Source organism: Paenibacillus sp. Y660 (genome assembly GCF_057221575.1).
On the sequence record NZ_JBXBBJ010000005.1, the window covers coordinates 93899 to 119766 of the forward strand.

At 46.8% G+C, this 25868-nt stretch carries 24 protein-coding genes and 1 pseudogene; 21 read left to right on the forward strand and 4 right to left on the reverse strand.

Going from position 1 to position 25868, the window contains the following annotated elements; translation table 11 throughout:
* The first annotated feature begins 61 nt into the window (after positions 1-61).
* The 16 genes from AC2TDN_RS08520 (at position 62) to AC2TDN_RS08595 (ending at position 16239) form a co-directional block, all read left to right on the forward strand.
* Positions 62-463 carry a hypothetical protein gene (locus AC2TDN_RS08520; RefSeq protein WP_484687645.1) on the forward strand — a complete coding sequence of 134 codons (402 nt, stop codon included), beginning with the start codon at positions 62-64 and terminating at the stop codon, positions 461-463.
* 169 nt (positions 464-632) lie between these two features.
* Positions 633-1133, forward strand: coding sequence for a cysteine hydrolase family protein (locus AC2TDN_RS08525; RefSeq protein WP_484687646.1), 501 nt, complete (start codon positions 633-635; stop codon positions 1131-1133).
* A 166-nt stretch (positions 1134-1299) separates the two neighbouring features.
* On the forward strand, positions 1300-3927 hold the full coding sequence (locus AC2TDN_RS08530; protein WP_484687647.1) for a winged helix-turn-helix domain-containing protein: 2628 nt from the start codon (positions 1300-1302) through the stop codon (positions 3925-3927).
* Positions 3928-4536: 609 nt separating this feature from the next.
* Positions 4537-6777, forward strand: a complete 2241-nt coding sequence (locus AC2TDN_RS08535) for a PQQ-dependent sugar dehydrogenase (protein ID WP_482066717.1) — start codon at positions 4537-4539, stop codon at positions 6775-6777.
* A 24-nt stretch (positions 6778-6801) separates the two neighbouring features.
* Entirely contained in the window at positions 6802-6873 is a 72-nt protein-coding gene (gene pqqA, locus AC2TDN_RS08540) for a pyrroloquinoline quinone precursor peptide PqqA (RefSeq protein ID WP_369688908.1), read from the forward strand.
* Positions 6874-6924: 51 nt separating this feature from the next.
* Complete coding sequence (pqqB, locus tag AC2TDN_RS08545; protein WP_484687648.1) at positions 6925-7845, forward strand: pyrroloquinoline quinone biosynthesis protein PqqB; 921 nt, start codon at positions 6925-6927, stop codon at positions 7843-7845.
* 1 nt (position 7846) lies between these two features.
* Complete coding sequence (pqqC, locus tag AC2TDN_RS08550; RefSeq protein ID WP_482066719.1) at positions 7847-8572, forward strand: pyrroloquinoline-quinone synthase PqqC; 726 nt, start codon at positions 7847-7849, stop codon at positions 8570-8572.
* Positions 8550-8822, forward strand: a complete 273-nt coding sequence (pqqD, locus tag AC2TDN_RS08555; protein WP_484687649.1) for a pyrroloquinoline quinone biosynthesis peptide chaperone PqqD — start codon at positions 8550-8552, stop codon at positions 8820-8822. Before pqqC ends, pqqD begins: the two co-directional genes overlap by 23 nt.
* A complete protein-coding gene (gene pqqE / locus AC2TDN_RS08560) occupies positions 8807-9919 on the forward strand; it encodes a pyrroloquinoline quinone biosynthesis protein PqqE (RefSeq protein ID WP_484687650.1) in 1113 nt (370 codons plus the stop codon). The genes pqqD and pqqE overlap by 16 nt, the downstream gene beginning before the upstream one ends.
* 18 nt (positions 9920-9937) lie before the next feature.
* The gene (locus AC2TDN_RS08565) at positions 9938-10924 is read left to right on the forward strand and encodes a dipeptidase (protein WP_482066722.1); all 987 of its coding nucleotides are present in this window, start codon (positions 9938-9940) and stop codon (positions 10922-10924) included.
* The gene (locus AC2TDN_RS08570) at positions 10917-11672 is read left to right on the forward strand and encodes a response regulator transcription factor (protein WP_482066723.1); all 756 of its coding nucleotides are present in this window, start codon (positions 10917-10919) and stop codon (positions 11670-11672) included. The genes AC2TDN_RS08565 and AC2TDN_RS08570 overlap by 8 nt, the downstream gene beginning before the upstream one ends.
* Before the next feature lie 166 nt (positions 11673-11838).
* Complete coding sequence (locus AC2TDN_RS08575; RefSeq protein WP_484687651.1) at positions 11839-13446, forward strand: plastocyanin/azurin family copper-binding protein; 1608 nt, start codon at positions 11839-11841, stop codon at positions 13444-13446.
* 37 nt (positions 13447-13483) lie between these two features.
* A complete protein-coding gene (locus tag AC2TDN_RS08580; protein WP_484687652.1) occupies positions 13484-14197 on the forward strand; it encodes a cupredoxin domain-containing protein in 714 nt (237 codons plus the stop codon).
* A 92-nt stretch (positions 14198-14289) separates the two neighbouring features.
* Positions 14290-14859 (forward strand): RNA polymerase sigma factor, encoded by a 570-nt coding sequence (locus AC2TDN_RS08585; protein ID WP_484687653.1) that lies wholly within the window; start codon positions 14290-14292, stop codon positions 14857-14859.
* A complete protein-coding gene (locus AC2TDN_RS08590) occupies positions 14860-15621 on the forward strand; it encodes an anti-sigma factor (protein ID WP_484687654.1) in 762 nt (253 codons plus the stop codon).
* Between the two features lie 294 nt (positions 15622-15915).
* A complete protein-coding gene (locus tag AC2TDN_RS08595; RefSeq protein WP_484687655.1) occupies positions 15916-16239 on the forward strand; it encodes a hypothetical protein in 324 nt (107 codons plus the stop codon).
* 112 nt (positions 16240-16351) lie between these two features.
* Here AC2TDN_RS08595 and AC2TDN_RS08600 read toward each other — a convergent pair whose 3' ends face one another.
* The gene (locus AC2TDN_RS08600) at positions 16352-17209 is read right to left on the reverse strand and encodes an SDR family oxidoreductase (RefSeq protein WP_484687656.1); all 858 of its coding nucleotides are present in this window, start codon (positions 17207-17209) and stop codon (positions 16352-16354) included.
* Between the two features lie 186 nt (positions 17210-17395).
* On the opposite strand from AC2TDN_RS08600, the gene AC2TDN_RS08605 reads away from it, so the two are divergent.
* The 4 genes from AC2TDN_RS08605 (at position 17396) to AC2TDN_RS08620 (ending at position 22043) form a co-directional block, all read left to right on the forward strand.
* On the forward strand, positions 17396-19111 hold the full coding sequence (locus tag AC2TDN_RS08605; protein WP_484687657.1) for an alkaline phosphatase: 1716 nt from the start codon (positions 17396-17398) through the stop codon (positions 19109-19111).
* A 70-nt stretch (positions 19112-19181) separates the two neighbouring features.
* Entirely contained in the window at positions 19182-19892 is a 711-nt protein-coding gene (locus tag AC2TDN_RS08610) for an ABC transporter ATP-binding protein (protein ID WP_484687658.1), read from the forward strand.
* The gene (locus AC2TDN_RS08615) at positions 19889-21097 is read left to right on the forward strand and encodes an ABC transporter permease (RefSeq protein ID WP_484687659.1); all 1209 of its coding nucleotides are present in this window, start codon (positions 19889-19891) and stop codon (positions 21095-21097) included. The genes AC2TDN_RS08610 and AC2TDN_RS08615 overlap by 4 nt, the downstream gene beginning before the upstream one ends.
* Before the next feature lie 10 nt (positions 21098-21107).
* Positions 21108-22043, forward strand: coding sequence for a hypothetical protein (locus AC2TDN_RS08620; protein WP_484687660.1), 936 nt, complete (start codon positions 21108-21110; stop codon positions 22041-22043).
* 97 nt (positions 22044-22140) lie between these two features.
* Here the strand turns inward: AC2TDN_RS08620 and AC2TDN_RS08625 are convergent, their stop codons facing one another.
* Positions 22141-23574: a stalk domain-containing protein gene (locus AC2TDN_RS08625; RefSeq protein WP_484687661.1), complete on the reverse strand. Its 1434-nt coding sequence runs from the start codon at positions 23572-23574 to the stop codon at positions 22141-22143.
* Between the two features lie 178 nt (positions 23575-23752).
* Between AC2TDN_RS08625 and AC2TDN_RS08630 the strand changes: the two genes are divergently transcribed.
* Positions 23753-25210: an amidase family protein gene (locus AC2TDN_RS08630; RefSeq protein WP_484687662.1), complete on the forward strand. Its 1458-nt coding sequence runs from the start codon at positions 23753-23755 to the stop codon at positions 25208-25210.
* A 64-nt stretch (positions 25211-25274) separates the two neighbouring features.
* On the opposite strand, the gene AC2TDN_RS08635 is transcribed toward AC2TDN_RS08630, so the two are convergent.
* Both AC2TDN_RS08635 and AC2TDN_RS08640 read right to left on the reverse strand, forming a co-directional pair.
* Positions 25275-25484 (reverse strand): YrzA family protein, encoded by a 210-nt coding sequence (locus AC2TDN_RS08635; RefSeq protein WP_053375447.1) that lies wholly within the window; start codon positions 25482-25484, stop codon positions 25275-25277.
* A 151-nt stretch (positions 25485-25635) separates the two neighbouring features.
* A pseudogene (locus AC2TDN_RS08640) lies at positions 25636-25808 on the reverse strand (arabinose-proton symporter); the annotation flags it as partial.
* Between the last annotated feature and the right edge of the window lie 60 nt (positions 25809-25868).

Consider the following 25868-nt stretch of genomic DNA (forward strand, 5'->3'; position numbering starts at 1 on the left):
ACAATGAATGCGTTGCTCTTGGATATGTTTGCTTCACATCCGACTGAAAGGGGCTGCCAGAATGAATGAGGTTTCGTTGTTTCGTCTTTATTTGCTGAGGGCGCTGTACCTTCTTATCGTCGTGGGACTCGGAATAGAGGTATGGCCAGGAGTCATCCATAGTGAGGAACCGTGGGAGCTGATGGAAGGAGTAGTAACATGCATGTTGGCCGCCTTTTCGGCGCTGTCAGTTCTAGGGCTACGGTATCCGCTGCAGATGCTGCCATTGCTTCTGTGGGAATTGGTGTGGAAGTCGATCTGGTTGATCATCGTTGCGCTCCCGCTGTGGTCCACCGGTCAAATGGACGAGTCAACCTTGGCGAATGCCTTTGCCTGTTTGCTAGTCGTCATTGTTCCTTTCATCATTCCTTGGCGGTTTGTATTTGCAAACTACGTGAAGAAGCGCGGAGATCGGTGGCGCTGAGTGGAGCTGGCAGTGCAGCCCGCAGCTCACTAAGCTAATCCAATATAGGTACAGTTTAATTTTAATAAAACTTGCTAGAACTTAGTTAGATTAACTTCGTATATAATGAATTTACATTAGAGATGGCTTTCCATTGTTCAAAAAACATAATTCCGGGAAGGGGATCGTCATGAAAATCGGATTACTAATTGTGGACATGCAAAACATATTCATGAATGAGTTCATAGACAAGCATCAATTGGAATCAGCTTGCGAGTACATAAATCATGTTTCAGGTTTGTTGAGGGCGGCAGAGCAAACCGTCATTCACATACAGGACATGGAAGGGGCAAGTGATGACATTGATCCGGTAGCTAGAAAAATAATTGCTCAAGTGTCCATTGGACCAAAAGATATTGTGCTTGAGAAAGTGTTTTCTAATGCATTTTGGAAAACGGATTTGGAACAGATCCTTCGAGACCAAGGCGTTGAGCTGGTTGTGGTTTCCGGCTTTGCAGCTGAATATTGCGTCACTTTTACGTTAAATGGCGCGATGGAAAGAGGGTTCCTTGCCGTGATTTTACAGAAGGGAATCCTAAGTACGAAGCAGGATGCAATTAGCTCCATTTACCGTGATCGGCAGGTCGTATCCTACTCAGTGATCGAATTTATGACGAATATTCTCAAATAAGCGCTCCAAAGGTGTTTGACCCAGCCTAACGCGTGGGAAGCTGTTGTTGACGGCTTTGAGCTGTCGTCATTATAATTGATCTATGTCTACGCCAATTCTATCCACTAAACTATATATTCCACCGCCTCGGCCAAATGCAGTTCTCCGCCCTCGACTTTTCGAGCGGTTGAACGAAGGACTGAGCCGCAGACTTACCCTTATATCTGCCTCCGCCGGCTATGGTAAAACTACGCTGGTCAGCGAATGGCTCGTCGGTTGTGAACGACCGTTTGCCTGGCTGTCGCTCGACGAAGGGGATAATGACCCAACACGCTTTCTGACTTACCTTATCGCTGCTTTGCAAAAGATTACGGCGAGTATAGGACAAAGCGTGTTTGGCATGCTCCAAACCCCTCACGGACCTCCAATTGAATCCATTCTGACTGCTCTGCTCAATGAACTCACAGCTATTCCTGATCATTTCGTCCTCGTCCTTGATGATTATCATGTCATTGATACCAAGCCGGTTGAGAAAGCATTTGCCTTTATTCTCGAGCATATGCCGCCACAGATGCACGTGGTTATCGCTACCCGTGAGGATCCACATCTTCCTATGGCTCGCTTGCGCGTCCGGGACCAACTGACCGAGCTGCGAGTCGCCGACTTGCGTTTTAATTATGCTGAAGCAGCCGGATTTCTTAACCAGGTGATGGGTCTAAAACTTCTATCTGAAGACATTGCTCTGCTTGAAACCCATACAGAAGGCTGGATTGCAGGCTTGCAATTAGCTGCGATTTCTATGAAGGGACATCAAGACGCCTCCGGTTTCATCAAGTCTTTCACAGGCAGCCATCATTTTGTGCTCGACTATTTGGTTGAAGAAGTGCTGCAAAAGCAGTCCGAAAGCGTTCAGACTTTTTTGCTGTCTACCTCTATTCTCGATCGCATGTGCGCCCCTCTTTGTGATGCCGTTCTTAGCAAGGTAGAGGGGGAACAGACGGACGCTGATGCATTTACCCAATCTTCCTTGCTTCACCGCAACTCTTCGACTGGGCAAGAAACTTTGCAGTCGCTCGAGCAAGCAAACCTATTCATCGTACCATTGGATAATGAACGGCGTTGGTACCGTTATCACCATCTTTTTGCGGATTTGCTACGGCAGCGGCTGCAGCAGAGTGCCGCATTGCCTACAGTTGATTCAAGGAATGGTGTAGCAGAATTACATGTACGAGCAAGCGAATGGTATGAAGAGAATGGACTGGAAATTGAAGCTTTTCAGCATGCGGCTGCCGCAAATGATATTGATCGTGCTACTCGCCTGATCGAAGGAAAAGGGATGCCACTGCACTTCCGTGGCGCGATGGCCTCTGTACGGAACTGGCTGGAGTCGCTGCCATCAACGATACTGGATGAGAGACCCTCGTTGTGGGTGATCCATGCTTCGGTTCTATTGTTTGGCAGCCAACTGGATGGCGTCGAACAGAAACTGCAAGCTGCAGAAGCAGCTCTGCAAGGGGCCGAGCCAACCGAGAAAACCTGTGATCTTATAGGACATATTGCGGCCATTCGGGCAACGCTGGCCGTTACTCAGCACGAGGTAGAAATGATTCTAGTACAGTCGCACCGAGCCTTGGAATATCTGCACCCAGTCAACCTGCCTGTCCGCACAGCGACTATTTGGACGCTAGGGTATGCCTACCATCTACAGGGAGACCGCGTAGCGGCAACAAAGGCCTATACCGAAGCGATAACAATCAGCGAGTCGATCGGCCATTTTATTATTACCATAATGGCTACTATCGGCCTCGGCAACATGCAGGAAGCAGACAATCAGCTCGATCTAGCAGCTAAGAGCTACCGCCGCGTTCTGCAACTGGCAGGTGAAACGACGCTGCTCGTTGTTTGCGAAGCACATCTAGGCCTTGCCCGAATTAGTTATGAATGGAACGACATGGACGCTGCAAAGCAGCACGGGCAAAAGAGTGTCCAACTGGCGATTCAATTAGAAAGTACGGACAGATTGGTTGCTTGCGAGCTGTTTCTCGCCCGCTTGAAGCTTGCCGAGGGTGATCCGACAGGCGCAGCCGCTATTTTAGCCAAAACCGCTCAGTTCGTTCGCCAGCATAATTTTGTACATCGCATGTCTGAGGTTGCTGCCGTACAAGCGCTTGTGCTGCTTCATCAGGGCAATTTGGCAGCAGCGGCTCATCTGGTTCAGAAGCACGAACTCCCCCTCGTCCAGGCACGGCTGCATTTAGCTGAAGGAGACACATCCACGGTACTGATTGTTCTGGAACCTTTGCTCTTGCAGATGGAGGAGAAAGGGTGGGCGGATGAGCGGCTCAAGATTATGGTGCTGCAGACTATCGCGCTATATAAGCATGGGGAAAAGGATAAGGCAATGCAATTGCTGAGTGATGCCATGGCGCTTGCTGAGCCCGGCGGGTTCATTCGTATTTTTATCGATGAAGGTATTCCGATGGCTGGATTATTGTCTGAAACAGCTCATCACGGGATAATAACGGACTATATTGGCAAGTTGAGGGCTGTATTTGAAACTGATGGGCAAAGTAGCGAAGATAAATTTTATTTTCCAACTGCCCAGCCAGCGCAGTCCCTTATCGAGCCGCTGAGCCAACGCGAGTTAAAAGTGCTTCAGCTTATTGCCCAAGGACTCTCGAATCATGAGATTAGCGAAAAGCTCTTCATTGCTTTAGATACGGTCAAAGGGCATAACCGCAGAATTTATGGCAAACTGCAAGTTCAAAGACGGACGGAAGCTGTAGCCCGTGCACGCGAACTGGGATTGTTGTGATTTGAGGGGCATGGAAATATATAGAAGTTTATTCATAATTTGAACTCGATGCATACGTATTCGGGTTCTTTTTTATAGGGTCCTCAAATATACGTAAAGTTGATATTGCTTTTATTTTAATGAGGGCAGACAGGTAGTAATAAATCTATTGCGCCCTTCGACAATATCAGTTAAAAAAAGCCATGTTTCGTCAAAGGATAATTTGTTAAGCTTGGCGAACTGATTAACGAGGAAGCCATTTAATGGAAAGACTGAGTGTGATAGGTTCAAATCATGCGGTAAACAGGTAAGGTTCAATTCATGCCTAAAAGTTAAAGCGCTTATATTTTTATAAAAATAGAGAAAAATGATACGTTATCTAACTTTAAATGCCTTTCTAACAAACAAAGTAAAACGTATAGTTGAAGTAGGAATTGATAAGAAAATGAAAAAATGTAAAAAAAAACAATAGAAAGGAGTGGAGATTGAGCTTTTATAAAGATTCGAAAGAAGCAATGCCAGCATCTCATTTATGCTTGCATTTTTTTCGAATTTTTCTTATTAATTCTGATTGAATAAGTACGCGTTTACAGCTAAATAAGCAAAAAAAATGGAAAAGAGGTGTTTAGAATGATGCAACGTAAAAGATTGTTAGCATTAGCGTTGAGCCTTTGTTTAACCCTCACCTTATTGCCATCGTTTGGATTAGCGGCTGCCGGACCTGTGCCAAGTCCGTGGAAAGCACAAAATATAGGGTCTCCGTCATTGGCGGGCAGCGCGACCTTCGATCCCGCAAATGGCAAATTTGCAGTGAGTGGCGCAGGAACAGATATTTGGGGCACCAGCGATCAGTTCAACTTTGTATATCAGCCTTGGACGGGTAATGGAGCCATAGTAGCCCTAGTGTCTTCGCAAACGAATACGAATGAATATGCAAAGGCTGGCATTACGTTCCGAGAGTCGCTAAATGCCAATGCCAAGCATGTCGATTTGGTTCTGACTCCGAATCATGGCTTGCGTTTTCAGTACAGAACGGCTACTGGAGGCACGACAAAGGATGTGTCTGCTGCTTCGACCAATCCTTATTGGATTAAGCTGGAACGTACCGGCACTACGATCAAAGGATACGTGTCCAATAATGGACTCAACTGGGGCGACTTAGGAAGTATAACGGTTTCTTTGAGCAACTCCTTGTATGTTGGTTTGGCGGTTTCGAGCCATAAGACAACGGCTTTAAGCCATGCGGTCTTCGAAAATGTTAAGGTCAACAGCAGTGGAGATGTGTATCCGCCAACTGCGCCGACAGGTTTGAAAGTGGACACCAAATCAAACACAAGCGTAAGCATATCCTGGACGGCATCCCTAGACGATGTGGGAGTTACGGGTTATGACTTATATAAAGACGGAGTATTGGCCCAGGCCAATGTGTCCGGAACCTCTTATACATTCAATGGATTAACCGCGGACACAACCTACAGCTTTACCATCAAAGCCAAAGATGCAGCAGGGCAGGTTTCTGAAGCAAGCAGCCCGCTTTCAGTAACAACCTCGACTCAGAATGATACTCAAAGCCCAACTGTACCGACTGGACTTGCTAGTCCGAGTAAAACATCATCGAGCGTCAATTTAACTTGGACTGCATCTACAGACAATGTAGGCGTATACCAATATGACGTATTCAACAATGGGGCATTAGCTGCGACTGTATCCGGCACATCCGCTGCAATCAGTGGATTGAATGCCAACACGACGTACAGCTTTACTGTGAAAGCAAGAGATGTAGCAGGAAACATCTCAGCGGCAAGCAGCGCACTGTCTGTGAAAACCAATACAACTTCATCTGATCCTTATACGACGCAAGTCATCAGCAGCAACCTTCAGGTTCCGTGGGCATTGGATTTCGCATCGGATGGAAGGATCTTCTTTACCGAACGGAACAGCGGCAGAGTTCGTGTAATTATTAACGGCGTAGTACAGTCGACACCGGTCATTACACTCGGTTCTCCTTTCTATTACATGCCTAATAGTGAAGGCGGACTGCTGGGTATTGCACTAGATCCGAACTTTGCTACTAATCACTATATTTATATTTATCATACGTATAAAACCAGTGATAACAAGGTGTTAAACCGTGTCGTTCGACTAAAAGAAAGCAACAATAAAGCAACCGTCGATAAAGTGCTGCTCGACAAACTTCCTGGCGCTGTCTATCATAACGGCGGTCGGATCAAAGTAGGACCAGACGGCAAGCTGTATTTTGGAAACGGAAATTACGGTCATGCAGAAGAGACGCTTAGCTATCTTGGAGGGAAAATTTTCCGTATTAATCTTGACGGTACAATCCCAAGCGACAACCCGTTTGGTCCGAATTCACCGATTTACAGCCGTGGACACCGCAATCCGCAAGGATTAGCGTGGCAGCCGGGAACTAACCGCTTATTCCAATCAGAGCATGGCGAATCGTCCACAGATGAAATCAACTTAGTTACGCCGGGAGCCAATTATGGCTGGCCGAAATATAGCGGATCGAACCATAATGCCTCGGGAATCACAGCTCCGCTTATTTATGCGCAAGGTACGACATGGGCACCATCGGGCATTACTTTTGTAACGCAAGGTCCATGGAAAGGTGATTTGCTGGTTGCCAACTTGAAGGGCCAACAAATCATTAAAATGCGTGTCGTTGAGAAAAATGGCAAGCCAACGATCAGCAGCAGCGATTTGACTTATTTGTACAAAAACCAATATGGCCGCATCCGTGATGTCGTGGAAGCGCCAGATGGCTCCATCTACTTTGTTACCAGCAACAACGGCGATAAAAATGGAAACGGCACACCGGACAAAATCGTTCGTCTGGTGCCTAACTTTTAATTGATCGTGAGGGGAGGTGAAGTTATGTGGGTTAAGCCAAGCTACAAAGTAATTGATGTTTGTGCTGAAGTTACTTCTTACGCTTCTCAAAAGTAGAAACTGCGTGCCGGAGAAATCCGGCACTATTCTTTATTGGAGGTAATGAAGATGCTTCTGAAAGTGTTAGGTTCGGCAGCCGGGGGAGGCTTTCCGCAATGGAATTGCGCTTGTACATACTGTCATCGTGCCAGGGAAAGAGATTCGCATGTGAAAGCGAGGACGCATAATTCGCTTGCCCTTAGTTTGGATGGGGAAGGGTGGTATTTAATAAATGCAACTCCAGATGTTCGGGAGCAAATAGAAGCACACTGCACGCTTTGGCCTGGACCGGGCTTGCGGGGAACACCTATTTTGGGTGTTTTGCTGACGGATGCGGAGCTTGATCATACTCTTGGCCTATTAAGCTTAAGGGAGAGCTCGGAATTGGACGTGTATGCATCAGCGCCAGTAATGCATGCGCTTACTTATGCGTTTCCTGTTCGGCCAATGCTTGAACCATACGCCAAGCTGAGCTGGCATGAAGTAAAAATGGGCGAGCCCATTTTCCTTTTTGGAGGAAATGTTGTTATTCGTCCATTCCGACTAGGCTGCAAGTCTCCGCGATATGTTGGCACAAGCGGCAGCATGGAAGCTGAATGGAAGGATCACGATTGGGTAATCGGCTATCGAATTGAGGATGTATTGTCAGGCGGCGTTGCGGTTTATGCGCCTGGCGTGGAGTCGTGGACAGCTGGCTTAGATCGGCAATTGGAAGGTGCGCACAGCATTTTGATAGACGGGACCTTCTGGCATGGTGACGAGCTTCGCAGCATGGGCATCTCTGAGCTTGAAGCCGCGGACATGGGACATATCCCCATAATGGGTCCGAACGGCAGTTTTCAAAAGCTAATTCCGCTCCCCGCTTCTCGCAAAATTTATGTCCATATCAACAATACTAACCCGATCCTCGACCGTGCTTCGAGCGAATATCGCAGTCTTCAAGAGCATGACATCGAAGTAGGATACGACGGCTTGGAAATGGAGGTTTAAGATGAAAGAAGCATGGTCAAAGGAAACATTTATTTCGGAACTGAGAAAAGTTGGAGCGGAGCGCTATCACGATAAGCATCCTTTCCATTTACGAATGCATGAAGGAAAGCTTAGTCCCGCTGAGCTGCGGGCATGGGTAGCGAACCGATTTTATTATCAGAAAAACATTCCAGTTAAGGATGCGATCGTCCTCTCGAAGCTTCCGAGTAAGGAAGATCGACGGATATGGCTCCAGCGAATTATCGATCATGACGGCCGTGAGGGAGAAGAAGGCGGAATTGAAGCTTGGATACGGTTAGGCGAAGCCGTTGATATCTCGAGAGAGGATTTGTTGAATGAGCGATTGGTTCTCCCATCCGTTCGATTCGCTGTAGATGCCTATGTCAATTTTTGCCGCAACCAGCCTTGGGCTATTGCCGTTGCGTCTTCATTAACAGAGCTATTCGCTCCCATTCTCGTATCGCAGCGTATTGGCGTGTTTGAAGAGTTGTATCCTTGGGTGCGCCCTGAAGGTCTGGAATACTTCAGAGGAAGACTGCATCAGGCACCTCGGGATGCGGATCATGGTTTGGAGATTGTCCTGCGCGAATGTGTTAGTCGTAAAGGACAGGATTCGGCGATAGCCGCGCTTTCCTTTAAGTGCGATGTGCTTTGGTCCATTTTGGATGCGTTAAGCTGGTCCGTTCAACGGGAGGAGGATCGCAATGAACTCTTGGGGGTTGTCTGAACGGCCAAGGCTGCGTCCCCCGGCGCGCATCAAATATGATCAAACGCGCCAAACGGATTTATTGCTTCTTCCTGAGCGGATTATACATCTAAATGGTCCTGCAGGCGATATTCTTCAGCTTGTGGACGGTCAGCGGACCGTCGCTCAAATTGTTGAAGAGCTGCAAATCAAGTATGGCCAAACAAGCCTTCTAGAGGATGTGTCGGAGTTTTTGGCGCATGCGTCAGAGGAGGGGTGGATCGAGCTATGAAGGTAAGCGCGCCATATGCCTTGACTGCAGAAATCACGCATCGCTGTCCGCTGCAATGCGGATACTGCTCGAATCCAATCGAGCTTCAAAAACGCGAGAACGAGCTGCCCACTGAGGATTGGCTACGTGTATTGGAGGAGGCTAGCGAGCTTGGCGTCGTTCAGGTTCACTTTACCGGAGGAGAACCGCTTTTGCGGCCTGACCTGGAGCTGCTTATCCGTCGGGCTCGCGACTTGGGCTTATTTGTAAATCTCATTACAAGCGGCGTAGGACTCACGGAAAAAAGAATGCAAAAGCTCTCAGAGGCGGGAACTGACAGTATTCAGCTAAGCATCCAAGCTTCCACGGCAGAGCTTGCTGATAGGATTGGCGGTTTTAAGGCGCATGAGATCAAGCGGAAAGCGGCTGAAATGATTCGCTCTGCCGGCATGACCTTAAATATGAATGTCGTGCTTCATCGGCATAATTTGCATGTCATTGAAGAGATGATCGAGCTTTGCGCGTCTTGGGGAGCAGAACGGCTTGAGCTAGCCAACACGCAATATTACGGATGGGCTTTAGCCAATCGCAACGAGCTTATGCCTACCAAGCAACAGGTTTATACGGCTGAAGCCGCCTTTTACCGAGCGAGGGAACGTTTTGGCAAGCAGATGGAGCTGATCTGGGTGCTGCCTGATTATCATGAAAACCTGCCGAAGCCTTGTATGGGCGGATGGGGCAAGCTTTCACTCACAGTTTCCCCAAATGGCTTAGCATTGCCTTGCACGGCTGCCTCCAGCATTAACACCTTGAAATTCGAGTCAGTCCAAGGTCGAAGCCTCTCTTGGATCTGGGAGGAGTCCGAATCTTTCCAGGCTTACCGTGGATTCGACTGGATGCCCGAGCCTTGCAGAAGCTGCGATCTGCGGTTTCAGGATTTTGGCGGCTGCCGCTGCCAAGCGTTTCTTCTGACAGGTGATGCCGAGCAAACAGATCCTGTATGTGAGAGGTCCCCCAATCATCATCTGATAACAGATATAGTTGCTGCACATGCCTCGGAGTCTGCATTTGTACGGACTGCCGATACCCAGAAATTCCTTATTTCCTACCGTGGATAGACGAGGAGGAGCGCCTTTATGAGGATATTCGATGCTCATTGCGATGTATTAAGCAAGCTGCTGGAGAACGCGGAGCTTGATTTTGTAAATGAGGAGAGCAAGCTGGATGTCACACTGCAAAGAATACGTGAATCCGGCATTGGCGTTCAAAGCTTTGCCATCTACTTATCGGAAAAATGGCCGTCTGAATTTCGGTATGTGCTTGAATGTATCGACTTATTTCATCGACATATTGTCTCAGAGGGACGCATGTCATTTATCCGTTCCAAAGAGGATTTGCAAGAGGTCGCAGCAAGCAATCAAAACGGCGCCTTGCTATCGCTCGAGGGAGTAGATGCGCTCCAAGGCAACCTGACCTACCTGCGTATCTTGTTTGAACTAGGGGTGCGAAGCGTAGGCATAACATGGAACCATTCGAATTGGGCTGCTGACGGGGTGCTGGAACAGAGAGGAAGCGGGTTTACAGCAAAAGGCCGGAGCCTCATCAAAGAATGCAATCGATTGAATATGATTTTGGATGTATCCCATCTATCCGAATCAGGCTTCTGGGAACTTGTCGAGCTTTCCGATAAACCATTTATCGCATCGCATTCAAATGCCAGCAAAGTAAGTCCGAGGCTGCGAAACCTGCGAGATGAGCAAATTACTTCTCTTATTGAGAAAGGGGGTGTAATGGGCATTACGTTTGTGCCTCCTTTTGTTCAAACCGAAGAGCCCGTTTCGATGGATAAACTATTGCTGCATCTGGACCATGTCTGCTCGCTTGGCGGCAGCCGGCATGTAGGTTTTGGTTCGGATTTTGACGGGATGGACAGATGGCTTATCGGATTGGAGCACGCCGGCAAGTATGACAAGCTGATCGATCTGCTGCTTAAGCATTATCGTGAGGAGGATGTTGAACACTTCATTTACAAAAACTGGTACAACTTCTATATCAAGCATTTGCCGAGGGCAAAAAAAGATTTAGAGGATGGACAAAAAGAAAGGTGGGAAGTTTTTGTATAACATTCTTTTTGTAGACGACCCATCGGAAATAAGCAGCTCATTGTATAATGATTTCCCTTGGGAAGAAATTGGATTTCAAATCGCGGGTCAGGTCAGCAATGAGAAGGAAGCACTTCAGTGGATAGAGGAGAAAGGCGACATTGATGTTATTTTCACAGATATCCGTATGCCTGTTCTAAATGGTGTGGATTTGGCCAGGGTGCTGTATGAACGGAAATCGGGAATAAAAGTCATTTTTTATAGCAATTACCGCGATATCGATTATGCTTATTATGCTATGTTATACGGAGTCCGTGAATATTTGATTAAACCTGTCGCTTACGATGCGCTTATAAACGTCATTACGAAAATTCACACTGAACTGGAGGAGGATGGTACAAGGCTTGCCGCAAAAAGATCGCTGAAGGAGGTTGAAGTGAAGTACGCTAAAAAGGGAAATGGAAAGTTAGTTCAAGAGGTTATGACTTATGTGGAGCAGCATTACCAAAATGTTAGCTTGGAGTGTGTGGCCGGCCATCTCTACATGAACGCCAACTATTTAAGCCAATTGTTCAAGCAAAGGACAGGGAAAACATTTTCAGATTTTGTCATCAGCGTAAAAATGGAAAAAGCCGCGTGGCTGCTTCAGGATTTTAGGATCAAAACGTATGAAGTCAGCGAAAAGCTAGGTTATAGCAATGCCAAAAATTTTTCCCGCACATTTAAACAGTTTTATGGCATTACGCCAAGCGAATATCGGAATCGCTAAATAAAGAATGAAAAGCCGATTGCTCTTGAATTCATATTGAAGTCCTTGATTTTCAAGGGCTTTTTTTTTTATTCGCTCTACAAAAAAATATTTGTTTATTTATCAAACCTATCTTTCCTATGCAGCGTTATCTCTACATGTAAAGACCATAAAGGAGGAATTATTAATGCTTACACGATTTAAGAAACTGTTTTTGATTACTGCAATGTGTACGACAATCATTGCCGCCCCGCTTGGCTCGGCGTCTGCAGAATCGTCGTCCAGGATCAAGACCGATGCCGATACGGCATTTGAGCTTGGGCTACTTATTGGAGACGGCAAAGGCGTGGATGCAGCCTATTTGAGTAAAGCGTCAACGCGCCTGCAAGCCGCTATAATCTCGCTCCGACTTAATGGAAAACTGAAGGAAGCTCAAGCTTTTACAGGCAAAACGAATTTCTCTGACGCTTCGAAGGTTGGCAAAGCCAATCAATCCGTTCTGGCTTATCTGAAGAGCAAGCCGGAGCTAGGCTGGCAAGGCGCGGGCAACAATCGTTTTGAACCAACAGCAGCGATCAGCTCCCAGCAATTTTACAAGGTGATATTGGAGAACCTCGGTTATAAATCAGGATCAGACTTTACATACCAACAATCGGAAACATTTGCAGCTTCGCATGGCTTGAAAGAGATTGCCGGCAAGTCGTCACTGATGAATACTCATCTAGCAACATCACTCGTCGAGGCGCTGTCTGCCAATACGAAAAAAGGCAAGCCGTTCTTCGATACGCTGCAAGCGAGCGGAGTCATTGCTTCCGGTGCAGTATTGCCGCAAGGTGAGCGAATTGGTCTTGCGCTAAACGACAAACTCGGCAAGTATTTCACGGATAAAAACGGGCGTGCGCTCTATTTCTTCACGAAGGATGCGGAGAACGTTAATTCCTGTCAAGGAGATTGCTTGAAGAACTGGCCAGTCTATTACGATGCCAATCTTCAAATACCGGCTTGGCTGAATAAAGCAGACTTCGCTGTTATTACTCGCACAGACGGCGCGAAGCAGTTAACTTACAAAAATTGGCCGCTCTATTATTTTGCAAAAGACAGCAAGCCTGGCGATGTAACCGGTGAGGGCGCAGGCGGCGTATGGTTTGCGGCGAAGTCGGATTACGCGATTATGCTTGGCACATCGAAGTCAGCGGGAAACTATTTGACTGACGATTACGGCAGAGCACTCTATTATTTTGACAAGGATACATCCGGAAAAAGCGTTTGCGAAGGCAATTGCCTAGTCAATTGGCCTGCATATTCAGCCTCAAGCGTTAGTGTCCCATCTACGATCAAAGGTAGCGATATCGGAACGATTACCCGTTCGGATGGAAGCAAGCAAGCATCATTTAAAGGGTTCCCGCTCTATTATTTTATTAAAGATAAGGCACATGGTGAATTGAATGGGCAAGGTGTCAATGATGTCTGGTATATCGTAGATCCAGCCAAATTTAATGGAACGACTGCATCGACAACACCAGCTGCACCGGCACCGACTGCTAAGACGTACAACATTGACATTAAGGAGTACTCCTTTGGCAAGGAAGCTCTTACTGTGGAAGCAGGCTCCAAGGTTATCTTCACGAACTACGACGAGATGAAGCATAATGCGGTTGCCTTGGATGGATCCTTCTCGACTCCTTTACTCGCTAAAGGCGAAACCCATACGGTAACTTTTGATAAACCAGGTACTTATAATTACTTCTGCGAGCCGCACAAATCATTCATGACTGGTCAAATCATCGTAAAGTGAGCGTGAAGACATGCGAAAAATAACTTATGGGTGTTTTATGCTAATACTGCTGCTCCTCTTCTTATCAGGCTGCGGCAGCTCTCAGGAATCAAACGAGATTTCTGCCCACAATAACACAATGGATATGACGTCTGCTCCAATTGAAGCTGCTGATGAGTATGCAGATGATGGTTACGGGGCGGTAAATGAAGCTCCATCCACTAGCCCAGAGGATACAGCCTCCCCGGCTCAGGAGCCGGTTGAAATGGAAAAGCCGGTAGAAACGGAAAAGCCCGTAGAAACGGAAATGATTGAAGCAACGGAGAAGCCGAAGGAAACGGAAAAGATTGAAGCAACGGAGAAGCCTAAGGAAACGGAAAAGATTGAAGCAACGGAGAAGCCGGCTGCAACGGAGAAAGCGACAGAAACGAAGCCGAAGGCTACAGCGGCTCAGCCTAAGTCTACGCCTAAGACACCGGTCAAAACGGAGGCGCCGATAAAAGAAAAAGACGCGGTAACCATTCATACAGTGGAGATTACGAACTTCGCCTTTTCTCCGGAAAAGCTCGAAATTTCACAGGGCGATATCGTTACCTTTATCAATAAGGATGAGGTAAAACATTCTGCAACTGCTGATAGTGGACAATTCGATACGGAATTGCTTGCACAGAATGAAAGCAAGAAGGTTACCTTCTCAGATGCAGGCGAGTTCGGCTACTATTGTATTCCTCATCCAGGCATGAGAGGGTCAATCGTAGTGAAGGAAAAATAATTTATCTTTTATTAAAGATTAGGGGCAGCTGTTTAAGGCTGCTCCTGTTTCTGATAACATAAAGAAAAAAGCCTGTCGTGGAGGCGCTATCAATGCTTAATCTTACCGATCAAGAACTCATGCAGCTTATTAGAAAAGGTAAAAATAAAGCGCTGTCCGTCCTTTATGACCGGTATGGCTCTTTGGTGTATTCCTTTGCCATCAAAGCGGTTCGGGATGAGCCGACCGCAAGAGACATTTCACAAGCGGTTTTTATGCGTTTATGGACGACAGAGTCGGAATACGATCCAGACAAGGGGCGTTTTACAAGCTGGCTTCTTACTATTACCCGCAATATAACGATGGATCATATTCGTAAGCAAAGAAGAGAGGCTTCCGTCCTTGTACAAATAACGGATGAGCGCTTTAATGAATTGCCTGATCAACTGGCATTGTCGCCCGAGGAGCATATTGAAAGGCATTCCTTAAGGGAACAAATTCAGCAGGCGTGCAAGCATTTATCCATTTCTCAGAAAACGCTCCTTGAGCATTTTTATTGGCAAGGCTATAGCCTGAGAGAGCTGGCACAGCTGTATGATCAGCCTCTCGGAACGGTCAAGAACAGACTTCATCAGACTTTGAAAATATTGCGAAGGCATCTTGTGGCAAAGGGGGAACTTTAAATGAATGACGAAGTTTACAGCAGCGATTGCGATTTCATACTCGATTATTTATCTGGAACTGGCTCTAAAGAGGAAAGGGACGCATTCGAACGTCATTTAACTTATTGTGATTCTTGCAAGCAAGAGCTGGCTGAATTGCAAATTGTATGGGAGGGGCTTCCCATGGATATGGAACGAATTGAACCTCCAGAAGATCTGAAGGAGCAAATTATGGCTGCTGCCAAAGCAGCACCAAGGCGCCATAAATCACGGAATGAAAGAAAGCTTTGGAAGCCATTAGTTGCTGTGGCTGCGGCAGCGATTATTTTTGTGGCCGGATCGTTATGGGATAATCCTTTCATTAAAAATCAGGATTCGGGATTCGAGTCCATCGAAAAAGCTTTATTTGCTCCAGCCTCCGAGATTGTAAAGATCACGATGCTAAAGGCGGAATCCGCTGAGAAGGAGCATGCGTATGGCATTGCATGTATTGTGGACAATGGAAAGAGCAAGCAGTTTGTCGTCTATGTGTTCGGAGCCCAAGAAACGAAAAATGAGGAAGCATATCAGGTCTGGCTTCTCCGGGATGGCATTCGATCGAGTGCAGGCACGTTCCGCGTTGATGAGAAAGGTGTGGGACTGCTTGCGATGGGAGTAGAGTCAGAACAATTAACCTACGATAGCATCGGCATAACGCTGGAGCCTGATGAGAAGAGCGTTCAGCCGCGCGGGATGAAAGCTTTCGGAACGGATACCGGTCCCTATTCGGCAAATACATTATAGCTTTCGAATGAAGGAGCTGTCTCAGAGGTTATCGACCTTGAAGGACAGCTTCTTTTTTTACGCGCTTCCCATGTTAACTGTGTAAGAGGTGCTCCGCAAGCAAAATAGAGTCTAGAAAGTAGACCTATTTTAGTCGATGCCACTTTAAGCTAGCCACAATGTAATGCGGCAGGGGATATGAATCTATTATTCTATAAAACAATCAAATGACTAGTTGCGAATGATAGAATTGCTACATATGTTGTAAGTAGCTTCTAATAGGAGGTATTACGCATATGCCAAAAGAAAAGAAAAATGCAGAAAACAGCGGCAACCGCACTGGTGGTAACCGCACTGGTGGTAACCGCACAGGAGGCAACCGCACTGGAGGCAACCGCACAGGAGGCAACCGCACTGGAGGCAACCGCACAGGAGGCAACCGTACAGGTGGCAACCGCACTGGTGGGAACCGCACAGGAGGCAACCGCACTGGTGGGAACCGCACAGGAGGCAACCGCACTGGTGGGAACCGCACAGGAGGCAACCGCACTGGTGGGAACCGCACAGGAGGCAACCGCACTGGCGGAAACCGTAGTGGCAACAAATCGGGAGGAAGAGGTCCCGGTCCTCGCCAATTAAATCATGCAGATGATGCAAAAAAAGCAGAATAGCCACACGAAAAAAAAGCAACTCATTCCTCTTCGGAGGCAAGAGCTGCTTTTTCTTTGCATTACACGCCGAGCTAGCCTGCTTATCCCTTGCCCTTGCGGGTCAAATCAGCCAAATCATCCCATTGCTTGCTCGTCAACTCGGATAAGCTGTTGAATTGGCCTGCACCTTGCAGCCATTCGCCGCCGTCAATTGTTACGACTTCACCGTTCATATAAGCTGCATAATCAGAAATGAGATAAGCTGCCAGATTAGCAAGCTCCTCTTTATTACCTACCCTCTTAAAGGGAACGCGGCCGATCATTTTCTCCTCAAGCTCGGGAGTCGGAGCAAGGCGCGACCATGCGCCTTCTGTCGGGAATGGCCCTGGCGCAATAGCAATCTGGCGGATTCCGTAAGGCGCCCATTCCACGGCGAGCGATCTCGTAAGCGCCAGTACGCCAGCTTTTGCCGCCGCAGAGGGTACGACATAGCCTGAGCCTGTACTGGCATAGGTGGTAACGATGTTCAGCATAGTGCCGCCGATTCCTTGCTCAATCCAACGCTTCCCAACCTCAAGTGTCGTATAGAAGGTGCCATGCAGTACGATATTCAAGACAGTGTCTACCGCTCTTGGCGAGAGCCGTTCAGTAGGACTGATGAAATTGCCTGCAGCATTGTTAACGAGTACATCGATGTGTCCAAAATGGTTCTCAACGGCCGTAATCAGCTCACTCACTTGAGCGGGGTCACGGACATCACAGCTCTTGTAATAAACAGGGCTTGACGCAAGGCTCATTTCTTCTGCCGCCTTTGCGAGCACGGCTTCGCGGCGACTGGCTATTGCCAGATTGGCGCCAAGCGCAACAAACCTTTCGCCCATAGCACGACCAAGACCTGTCGCTCCGCCAGTAATCAGCACGACCTTTCCTTTCAATAAATCAGTGGAAAAAGGCTCCATATGCACACCTCCCCTTAAATCAGCATCGCTTCGTTCGTTTAATCATATCAGCGATAGCTTAAGGTTATGTCCATATGTGCGAGGCGCGTTTTCAATTTCTTATTATTATTTTGACAGTCGCTTGATAATTAACGAGTAACATTTAAAGTGGATTGAAAATAGAGTTCTCATGGAGGGTATATCTAAATGAAGAAGTCAATGAAGGGTTTACTGGCTACAGGACTATCGCTTGCTGTTATTTCCACCAGCTCGCTCCTTATGGCAGCTGATACGGCAAAAACACAAGTGAAGAAATCGGAATCCAAAAACGTTATCGTTTTGATCGGCGATGGCATGGGTCCTGCACAGGTTTCTGCAGCTAGACTATATTCGAAATCTGTTCTGGGTAAACCGCATCTTACATTGGATTCCTACTATGTTGGACAAGCAACTACATATGCGGATAAAGGCGAGGATGGAGATAAAATCGTATCCGGTGCCATTACGGACTCCGCTTCGGCTGGTACAGCATTCGCAACGGGCAATAAAACGTATAATGCTGCAATCAGCGTATCGAATGCTGATGTTTCCAAGCCATATGCTTCTGTAATCGAAGCGGCTGAAATGAACGGCAAAGCAACGGGTCTTGTCACGACAGCCCGTATTACCCATGCTACGCCTGCGGTTTATGCATCGCATGTTCGCAGCAGAGATAACGAGAGCGCGATTGCATCGCAATATTTGGATAGCGGCGTAGACGTACTCTTCGGCGGCGGCGAGCAGTTTTTCCTTAGCAAGGACGAAAAGGGAAAACGCTCTGACAAGAGCATTATTAAAGACTTCACGGCTAAAGGCTATAAAGTAGTAAAAGACAACAAATCACTTAATGCTTTGACTGTAAAAAATCAAAAAGCAATCGGACTATTTGGTTCTTCACACGTCGCTTATGTACCGGATCGTAAAGACAGCACGCCAAACCTAGCGAATATGACGAAAAAAGCGCTGGAAATTTTGTCGGCGGATAAAGACGGCTTTGCCATTATGATCGAAGGCGGCCGTATCGATCATGCCAGCCATGCAAACGACTTTCCAACGACGGTCCAGGAAGTGCTGGATTTCGATGCAGCTGTGAAGGTTGCTGTAGAATTTGCTAAGAAGAACGGCAACACTTCGGTTGTCGTTACGGCTGACCATGAGACGGGCGGACTTTCCCTCTCCCGTGATAACATCTACGAGTTGAACATTGAATTGTGGAACAAGCAAAAGCACTCATCCGAGTTCTTGATCAATAGTTTGAAAGAAGCAAAAACGATTGAAGACATCAAAAAAATCGTTACGGCTAACACTTGGATCTCGGATCTGTCCGATGAGGAAGCACAGCTGATTTTGGATGGCGATGGCTCTTCTTATGCAAGAGAGGGCGGCTACAACGCGGTCATCTCGAAGCGCGTTCTAGTTGGCTGGTCCGGTCATGGTCACTCCGGCGTTGATGTTGGCGTATGGGCTTACGGCCCGATCGCAAGCCAAGTAAAAGGCCAAATCGACAATACGCAAATCGCTCTAGCTTCAGCAAAAGTAATCGGCGTAGATTTAAACAAAGCAACTGCAGCACTGCAATCGAAGCATCTGTATCCGAAGTTCAAAGTTAACCGCGATGGCGTAGTTTTGTATCCTGCAGAAGCGTTGGCGAAGGCGCTTGGCGGAGCTTATAAATCCGGTGCAGCAGCAAGCACGTTGACTAAAGGCAAAAATTCAGTTGAAATCAATAAAACCGGCTTGACTGTAAAAGTAAATGGCAAAGCAGCTTCTTACAAAGCTGATCTGGATAACGGCAAGTTTTATCTTCCTCTTGAAGCTTTCAATAGCTTGACAGGTACTAAACTGACTTGGGATAGCTTGTCCGAGCGCATCGTTCTGAAGTAGTAAACAATCAGTGATATTAACGAGAACAGGGGAACCCGCTTCCCCTGTTTTTACGTTGGGAGTGAGATGAATGATTACCATTCAGCAGCTGGCTAAAGGATTTTCGATAAATGGTGAAACGATTGCTATTCTCGATATTCCACTCTGGCAGGTCGAACAGGGCAGCAAAATTGCGATTATCGGGCCAAGCGGGTCCGGCAAAAGCACGCTGCTTCATATGATTGGCGGCCTATTGAAGGCTGAAACGGGTCAAATTCTTGTGAACGGAATGAAGCTTCATGAGCTTACGGAATCACAGCGTGATCAATTTCGAGCGCAGCATATCGGTTATATTCTTCAAGACTTTCATCTTATTCCTTCCCTTACTGCCAGGCAAAACATTGAAATAGTCATGAATCCGTCGATGAGCCGCAAAGAAAGAGCAGCCGAATTGGATTATTGGTTTGAACAGGTCGGATTAAAGGACAGAATGCTGCACCGGCCATCACAATTATCTAGAGGACAGCAGCAAAGGGTTGCGATCATTCGCGCGCTCATTAATCGACCTTCCATCTTGCTTGCAGATGAGCCAACCGGCAGTCTGGACTGGGAAACAGCAGGTGAAATCACTGATATTTTGCTAAGCGACGCGATTTCCAAGCATACAACTTTGTTAACCGTTACTCATGATCTGAATTTGGCAGAACGATTCCCGATTCGGCTTCATATTCAGGATATCAATAAAGCGTTCAAGAGCCATCCAAATGAAAAGCATCCGATTCAAGAGGAGAGAGCCGTATGACGCAGTGGACTCTTATTTTTAGAAACCTAGCTCACCGGAAATTTCTATCCCTATTGACGGTTATATCCGTTACTGTAACGGTTGCATTGCTAGTGTTCCTTATCCTGTGCCAGGTTAGCGTGAATGAAGGCGCGAAAAGAGGATACGGACCTTTTGAGCTCGTCATCGGAGCCGATGGGAGCGATTCGCAATTAGTCCTCAACACGTTTTATCACGTTGGTGCGCCAACAGGCAATATACCGCTTGAAGTACTGAATCAAGTGAAAGAGAATGAGCAAGTTATGAACGCTTATGGCATGACAACAGGCGATAATTACAATGGGTTCCCTATTGTTGGCATAGAAGCCGAATATTTTTTAACGCGCTACGGCGATCAAAAGCTTGCTTCAGGCCGCATGTACCAAAAGCTCGGAGATGTAGTCGTTGGCTCGCATGTTGCCAAGTCGCTTAATCTTCATGTCGGAGATACCTTTAAGGGTGGCCATGGTGTTATCGAAGAAGCGGGTCATTCCTTTGAAGAGGAAGAAGAAGAGCATCATGATGCACATGAGACGTTTATGTACCGGATTTCGGGCATATTGCCATTCTTAAACACACCTGACGATGGTGCGGTATTTACTACGATGGATTATGCATGGGCTGTCCATGAGGAAGAGCATGGAGGCACTGAGGTGACCGCCATTCTGATCAAGCCAAAATCCATTGGCGGCGTACCGTTAATTAAACAACAATTTGAAGCAATCAATAATGTTCAAGCTGCATATACAAGCAAGGCAGTAGCGGATGTGCTGGATGTGGTAGACAAGGGTACGGAAATGTTAGGTCTCGTTACCGTGCTTTGCGTTATTTTAGCTTCGATTTCGATCTTGCTCTCTTTAACCGCTGCAGCTAATGAACGGCAGAAAGATGTTGGTTTGCTTCGGATTATCGGCAAGTCCAAACGGTTTATTTTTATGAGCTTCATTGGTGAGGGATTTGTTTTGGTCAGTCTAGGCTTGCTTCTTGGATTATTGGCGGGTCATTTATCCGGCTTAATATTTAAAGACATCCTGTTCGAATATACAGGAATTCAAATCAATGCGTTAGTGTTAAGCGGGAAGCATGTGCTGCTTGTTGTTGGAACTCTATTATTTGGGCTATTGGCTATGCTCATACCATCCTTCAAAATGTACCGGATAGATCCTATGCAATTATTCAGAGCTTAGAGGTGATTATATGAATAAGCGTCTCGCTGTTACATTATTAACGCTCGCGCTGCTATCTGGCTGCGGCAATGCTCCTAAGCAGCAAGAAGAAGCAGGATCATTCGCTGTGAACAGCGCTGCAGCCTCGCAGCTTGAATCGGGTGAACCAGGCAATTTCTCTGATGCAGCAAGTACAAATGAAAGTGAGAACGAACAATCGGTTGTGTCTATTGAAGCAACAAATCCTCAATCGGATACGGTAGTCTCAGAAAAATCACAAGCAGCTACATTGCCTCTTGAAGAAACGAAAAAGGCAGCTGTCAACGCTGAGAAAAAACAGCCGACTGAAACGAAGGAGCCAATCCAACAACAAAAAAAGCAGGGATTGACTGACAAGACGCCCGTAAAAGCTCCAATTGAAGATTCCAAGGACGCGTCTAAGGAAGCATCTAAGGAAACGACCAAAGAAGCAACCAAAGAAGCAGCCAAGGAAGCAACCAAAGAAGCAACCAAAGAAGCAGCCAAGGAAGCGACTGATGCAGCAGCTAATGAATCATCAAAAGATGATAAAAAGGCTTCTCATGATGTGAAGAATGCAGATACAAGCGAGATTTCGTGGTCCAAGTTTTTCGACAATGAGGACCAGACAACCCCGTCTGATCAATTCTGGGATCTTAGCGGCAGCAATGTGGAGATCAACGGATATATGGGCGAGGTATTATCGTTTGAAAAAAACTGGTTTCTATTGATCCCAAAGCCAGGCGCAGAATGCCCATTTGATAATGGCGATGAAACGTATTGGAATAAAATTATGATCGTTTTTGTACCTGAGGGCACGAAGCTAAGGCATCATACTGGTCCTCTGAAAATTTCCGGCAGACTGGATGTCGGCATTAAAATTGATGAGTCCGGTTATAAAACGATGTTCCGGCTTTACGATGCTTCCTTTGAAGAAATCAAAGAGTAATACATCCTATCTATTGATAATAGCTGCTGCAAAAAAAAGGAGAAGGCGAGTAGGAGCCTTCTCCTTTTTAGTTGCGAATAGCTTTTCCGAAATAATGTTAACTCTTGATTATTATCGTATCGTTATCTGTGTTCCACTTGACGCTGGCGCCTAGCGCTTCCGTTACGAAGCGGAGAGGGACGATTGTCCTGCTCTGGTAATATCGAGGCGCTTCAGCGATCTGCTTCGGTATTCCGTTAATGGTTGTCTGATATTTATACACCTCTAGCTGTATGCTCGTTTTTCCTTTACTGATCGTTATTTTGCCTGAGTTGTAACTCACCTTAGCGCTCATAGCCTCGAATACGTCGCGCAGCGGAACGAAGGTTGTCCCGTTCATAATAATCGGAGCAGCGCTTAGCGGAATGTAGGCATCATTTAGTTGAATGGAGAAGCTCTTGAACACAGCAGCCGGCTTGACTGCAGATAATGTTTTTGGAGATGCTGTTCCTTGATTAAGGGACCCATATTTAGCCTCGCCCCAAGACCATACCATTCCTTTGCCATCCAAGGCTAGCCCGCTGTTCGCTGCTCTTGCTTCAATATCTATTATATTGCTCAAGCCCTTTATTTGAATCAATGAGCCGTTTTCCTCGCTATTCCAGATCGATCCATCCTTATGCAAGGCCAAGTTGTAATTTGCACTGTACGGGGCAGCAGATATTTTTGTGAAGCCGCCTTTAGGCTTGACAGCCGGAGGCTCATAGTAGCCTACCGTTCCGTCATTCCGAAGCAATAGAAGGTTTCCCATGTAGTCATTGAACATTTCCGAGACGGCGATTATATTCTTCGTTGCCCAAGGCAATGTATCCTCGCCCATACGCACATTGTTCCAATAACCCCAGCGATTGACGCTCCCGTCTTCTTTGACGATAGATATATTGTTTTGAGAAGCCGCGATAGCTTTAATGTCCTCACGCTTAATCAAGCCGGGGACATAGGCTTTCTCTTCTTGGGGCCGCTCTTCATAGGCGCTGCAATAGTTTTCGTTAAAAGTAAAATCCGATCGAGTCATCGATGCGATGCATGAATTTCCCCAGATCCATGCCTTGTGATCTTTCGTAAGAGCAACATGAAAGGAACGGCCGCTCGCGATGGCAACTACATTTTTTAACCCTTTGACCTGTGCAGGCTCATGGTTTTCGTTAGCTTTTGGCTTATCGATCATGCCATTTCCGAGCTGTCCCCATTCATTTGAGCCCCAGGTCCATACGGTTCCGTCCGCCTTCAGTGCAATGTTGCCAACTTCGGCTGCAATCGCTCCCGCTATTTTAGGACCTCGCTTTGCTTGCTCATTTCCTTCCCATGTCCAGATTGTACCGTCCTTTTGAAGCGCCAAATGCGACTCTAACGACGAATCGATGTCGATAATGCCGGTTAGCACAGAGCCTTTGCTCACAATATCCTGTTCGGCAAATGCCGGATGGATCTGTGTGAAGCACATACAGAGAAGCAGAAACGTTAGTCCTGTCCATTTCTTTCGTAGTCTCATCCTGATGGCTCTCCTTCTCATCTGATAATAAGGTATAACTAGTTAGACGCAATGAGAAGCTGAAAAGTTATTTATACCGTTAAAAATAAACAACAGCAGCGGTTTAAATGTTTCTTTGCCAAAAAATAGTTTATACTAGGCATGTTCACGCATTTATTCGGGTCGTATAAGGGGTCATATGGGCATGGAAATCGTAGAAGCAACCATTTCGTCCATTCAAGCAGCTTTGGAAGCAGGAAAGCTTACGTCTCGTGAGCTGGTCCTGTTTTATTTTGATCGAATCGCATCCCATGATAAAGAAGGCCTAACGATTAATTCGGTGCTTGAGCTTAATCCCGACGCTTTATTTATTGCCACAGCCTTAGATGGTGAACGAGCAGCGCAAGGTCCAAGGGGGCCGCTTCATGGCATTCCGATCCTGCTCAAGGACAATATTAATACAGGTGATTTGATGCATACGAGCGCAGGCTCGCTTGCGCTTGCAAACAGCTACGCGGGGGAGGATGCTTTTATTGTGAAGCAGCTTCGCGAGGCAGGGGCTATTATACTCGGAAAAGCGAATATGACGGAGTTTGCCAACTTTATGACGGACGGAATGCCATCCGGATATAGCTCGCGCGGCGGACAAGTACTAAATCCGTACAATATTTCAACGCCGACCGGCGGGTCGAGTGCGGGCTCTGGCGTCGCGGTTGCTTGCAATTTTTGCATGGCTTCAATCGGCACGGAAACCTCTGGCTCCATATTGAATCCGGGCAATTTAAGCTCGACAATAGGCATTAAGCCGACGGTAGGGCTGGTGAGCCGTTCAGGCATTTTGCCGCTTTCGAACAGTCAGGATACGGCTGGTCCAATGGCAAGAACCGTAACCGATGCTGTACATGTTCTAAACGCTATTGTGGCGCATGATGCGAGCGACGCTGCAATGGGGGCGGGCTATTGGCGCAAGCAAAACGATTATAGCGTATTTCTTGATCCGCTTGGTCTCGAGGGCGCTCGGATCGGTATTCCGAGAGACTATTTCTTTGAAGAATTGACGGACGAGCAGCTCGCTATCTTTAACGGAGCAGTGGAGCTGATGAGAAAATGCGGCGCGATTATTGTAGACCCTGCAGATATACGAACCGCTCGTCAAATCAAGTATTCTTCAGTTGTGCTCAACGAGTTCAAAACTTCGCTGAATGCTTACTTGTCCAAGCTGCCCTCCGGCTCCCAAATTCGCACGCTGAAGGACATTATCGCCTTTAATAATGAGCATCCAATCGAGACGCTCAAGTACGGACAGTCGACGTTGCTTTCTGCCGAAACAACGACATCGGGCACGCAGACCGATGTCCCATACCTTCGCGACCGTGCTGCCGATCTCAAATTGTGCAAGGACGAAGGGCTGGATGCTGCGATGAAAGAGCATCAGTTGGATGCACTGCTGTTTCCAGCTGATTTTGGAGCTAGAATTACGTCGCGAGCCGGCTATCCCGCCATCGTTGTTCCAGCGGGCTATACCGCCAAGGGAGTGCCGTTTGGCGTCACTTTTGCCGCGAGAGCGTACGAGGAGCCGATGCTCATCAAGCTTGCTTATGCCTATGAACAGCATAGCAGAGTTCGCAGGCCGCCTTCGTTAAAGAGTTTTATCTAGAAGCTTTATATAATAAAAATCCTCCCGACATTGGCATGCGGGGAGGATTTTTTTCGTTAAACGGTTATTTTTTCGCTTTGAAATGAACGACCGCGCTATAAAGCATTTTTTCGATTTTAGGATTAAATACGGCATGATGGCTGACGTGGAACACCTCTAGCAGCAACCCTTTATTATTTTCAATTTGCTGATCGATCTTTAGCTCCAGCGTTCTCAAATCATAGGCTTCAAAAAATTCAATCTTGTTTTCAATTAAATCCAACCGAAAGTCCATTCGAGTATCTCCTAAACATAGATATATTTCCTATACCTATTATACAGCTATACTACTTCGCCCACAAAGATTCAATTTCCTCAAGCGATTTTCCTTTGGTCTCCGGCACAGGTGAACAAGAAGGCGAGCAGCGCCATGCTGCCATAGATCAAACGGCCCATCCAACCTGAAGCTTGGATAAGTCGAACCGATCCTCCATAAATCCAACTGCACTGATACGACAGCCGTATCAAAGCCAAATAATAATCCGCCAAGAGCGGATACGATAGAAACAAGAGTTACAAATTTCATGCTCACTTGTTCTTTATTGTTAGTCTTCGCCATTCCCACAATCGATTTCTCCTCTCTGACAAACTCATCCTGCATTAAAAACGAATTTCATTA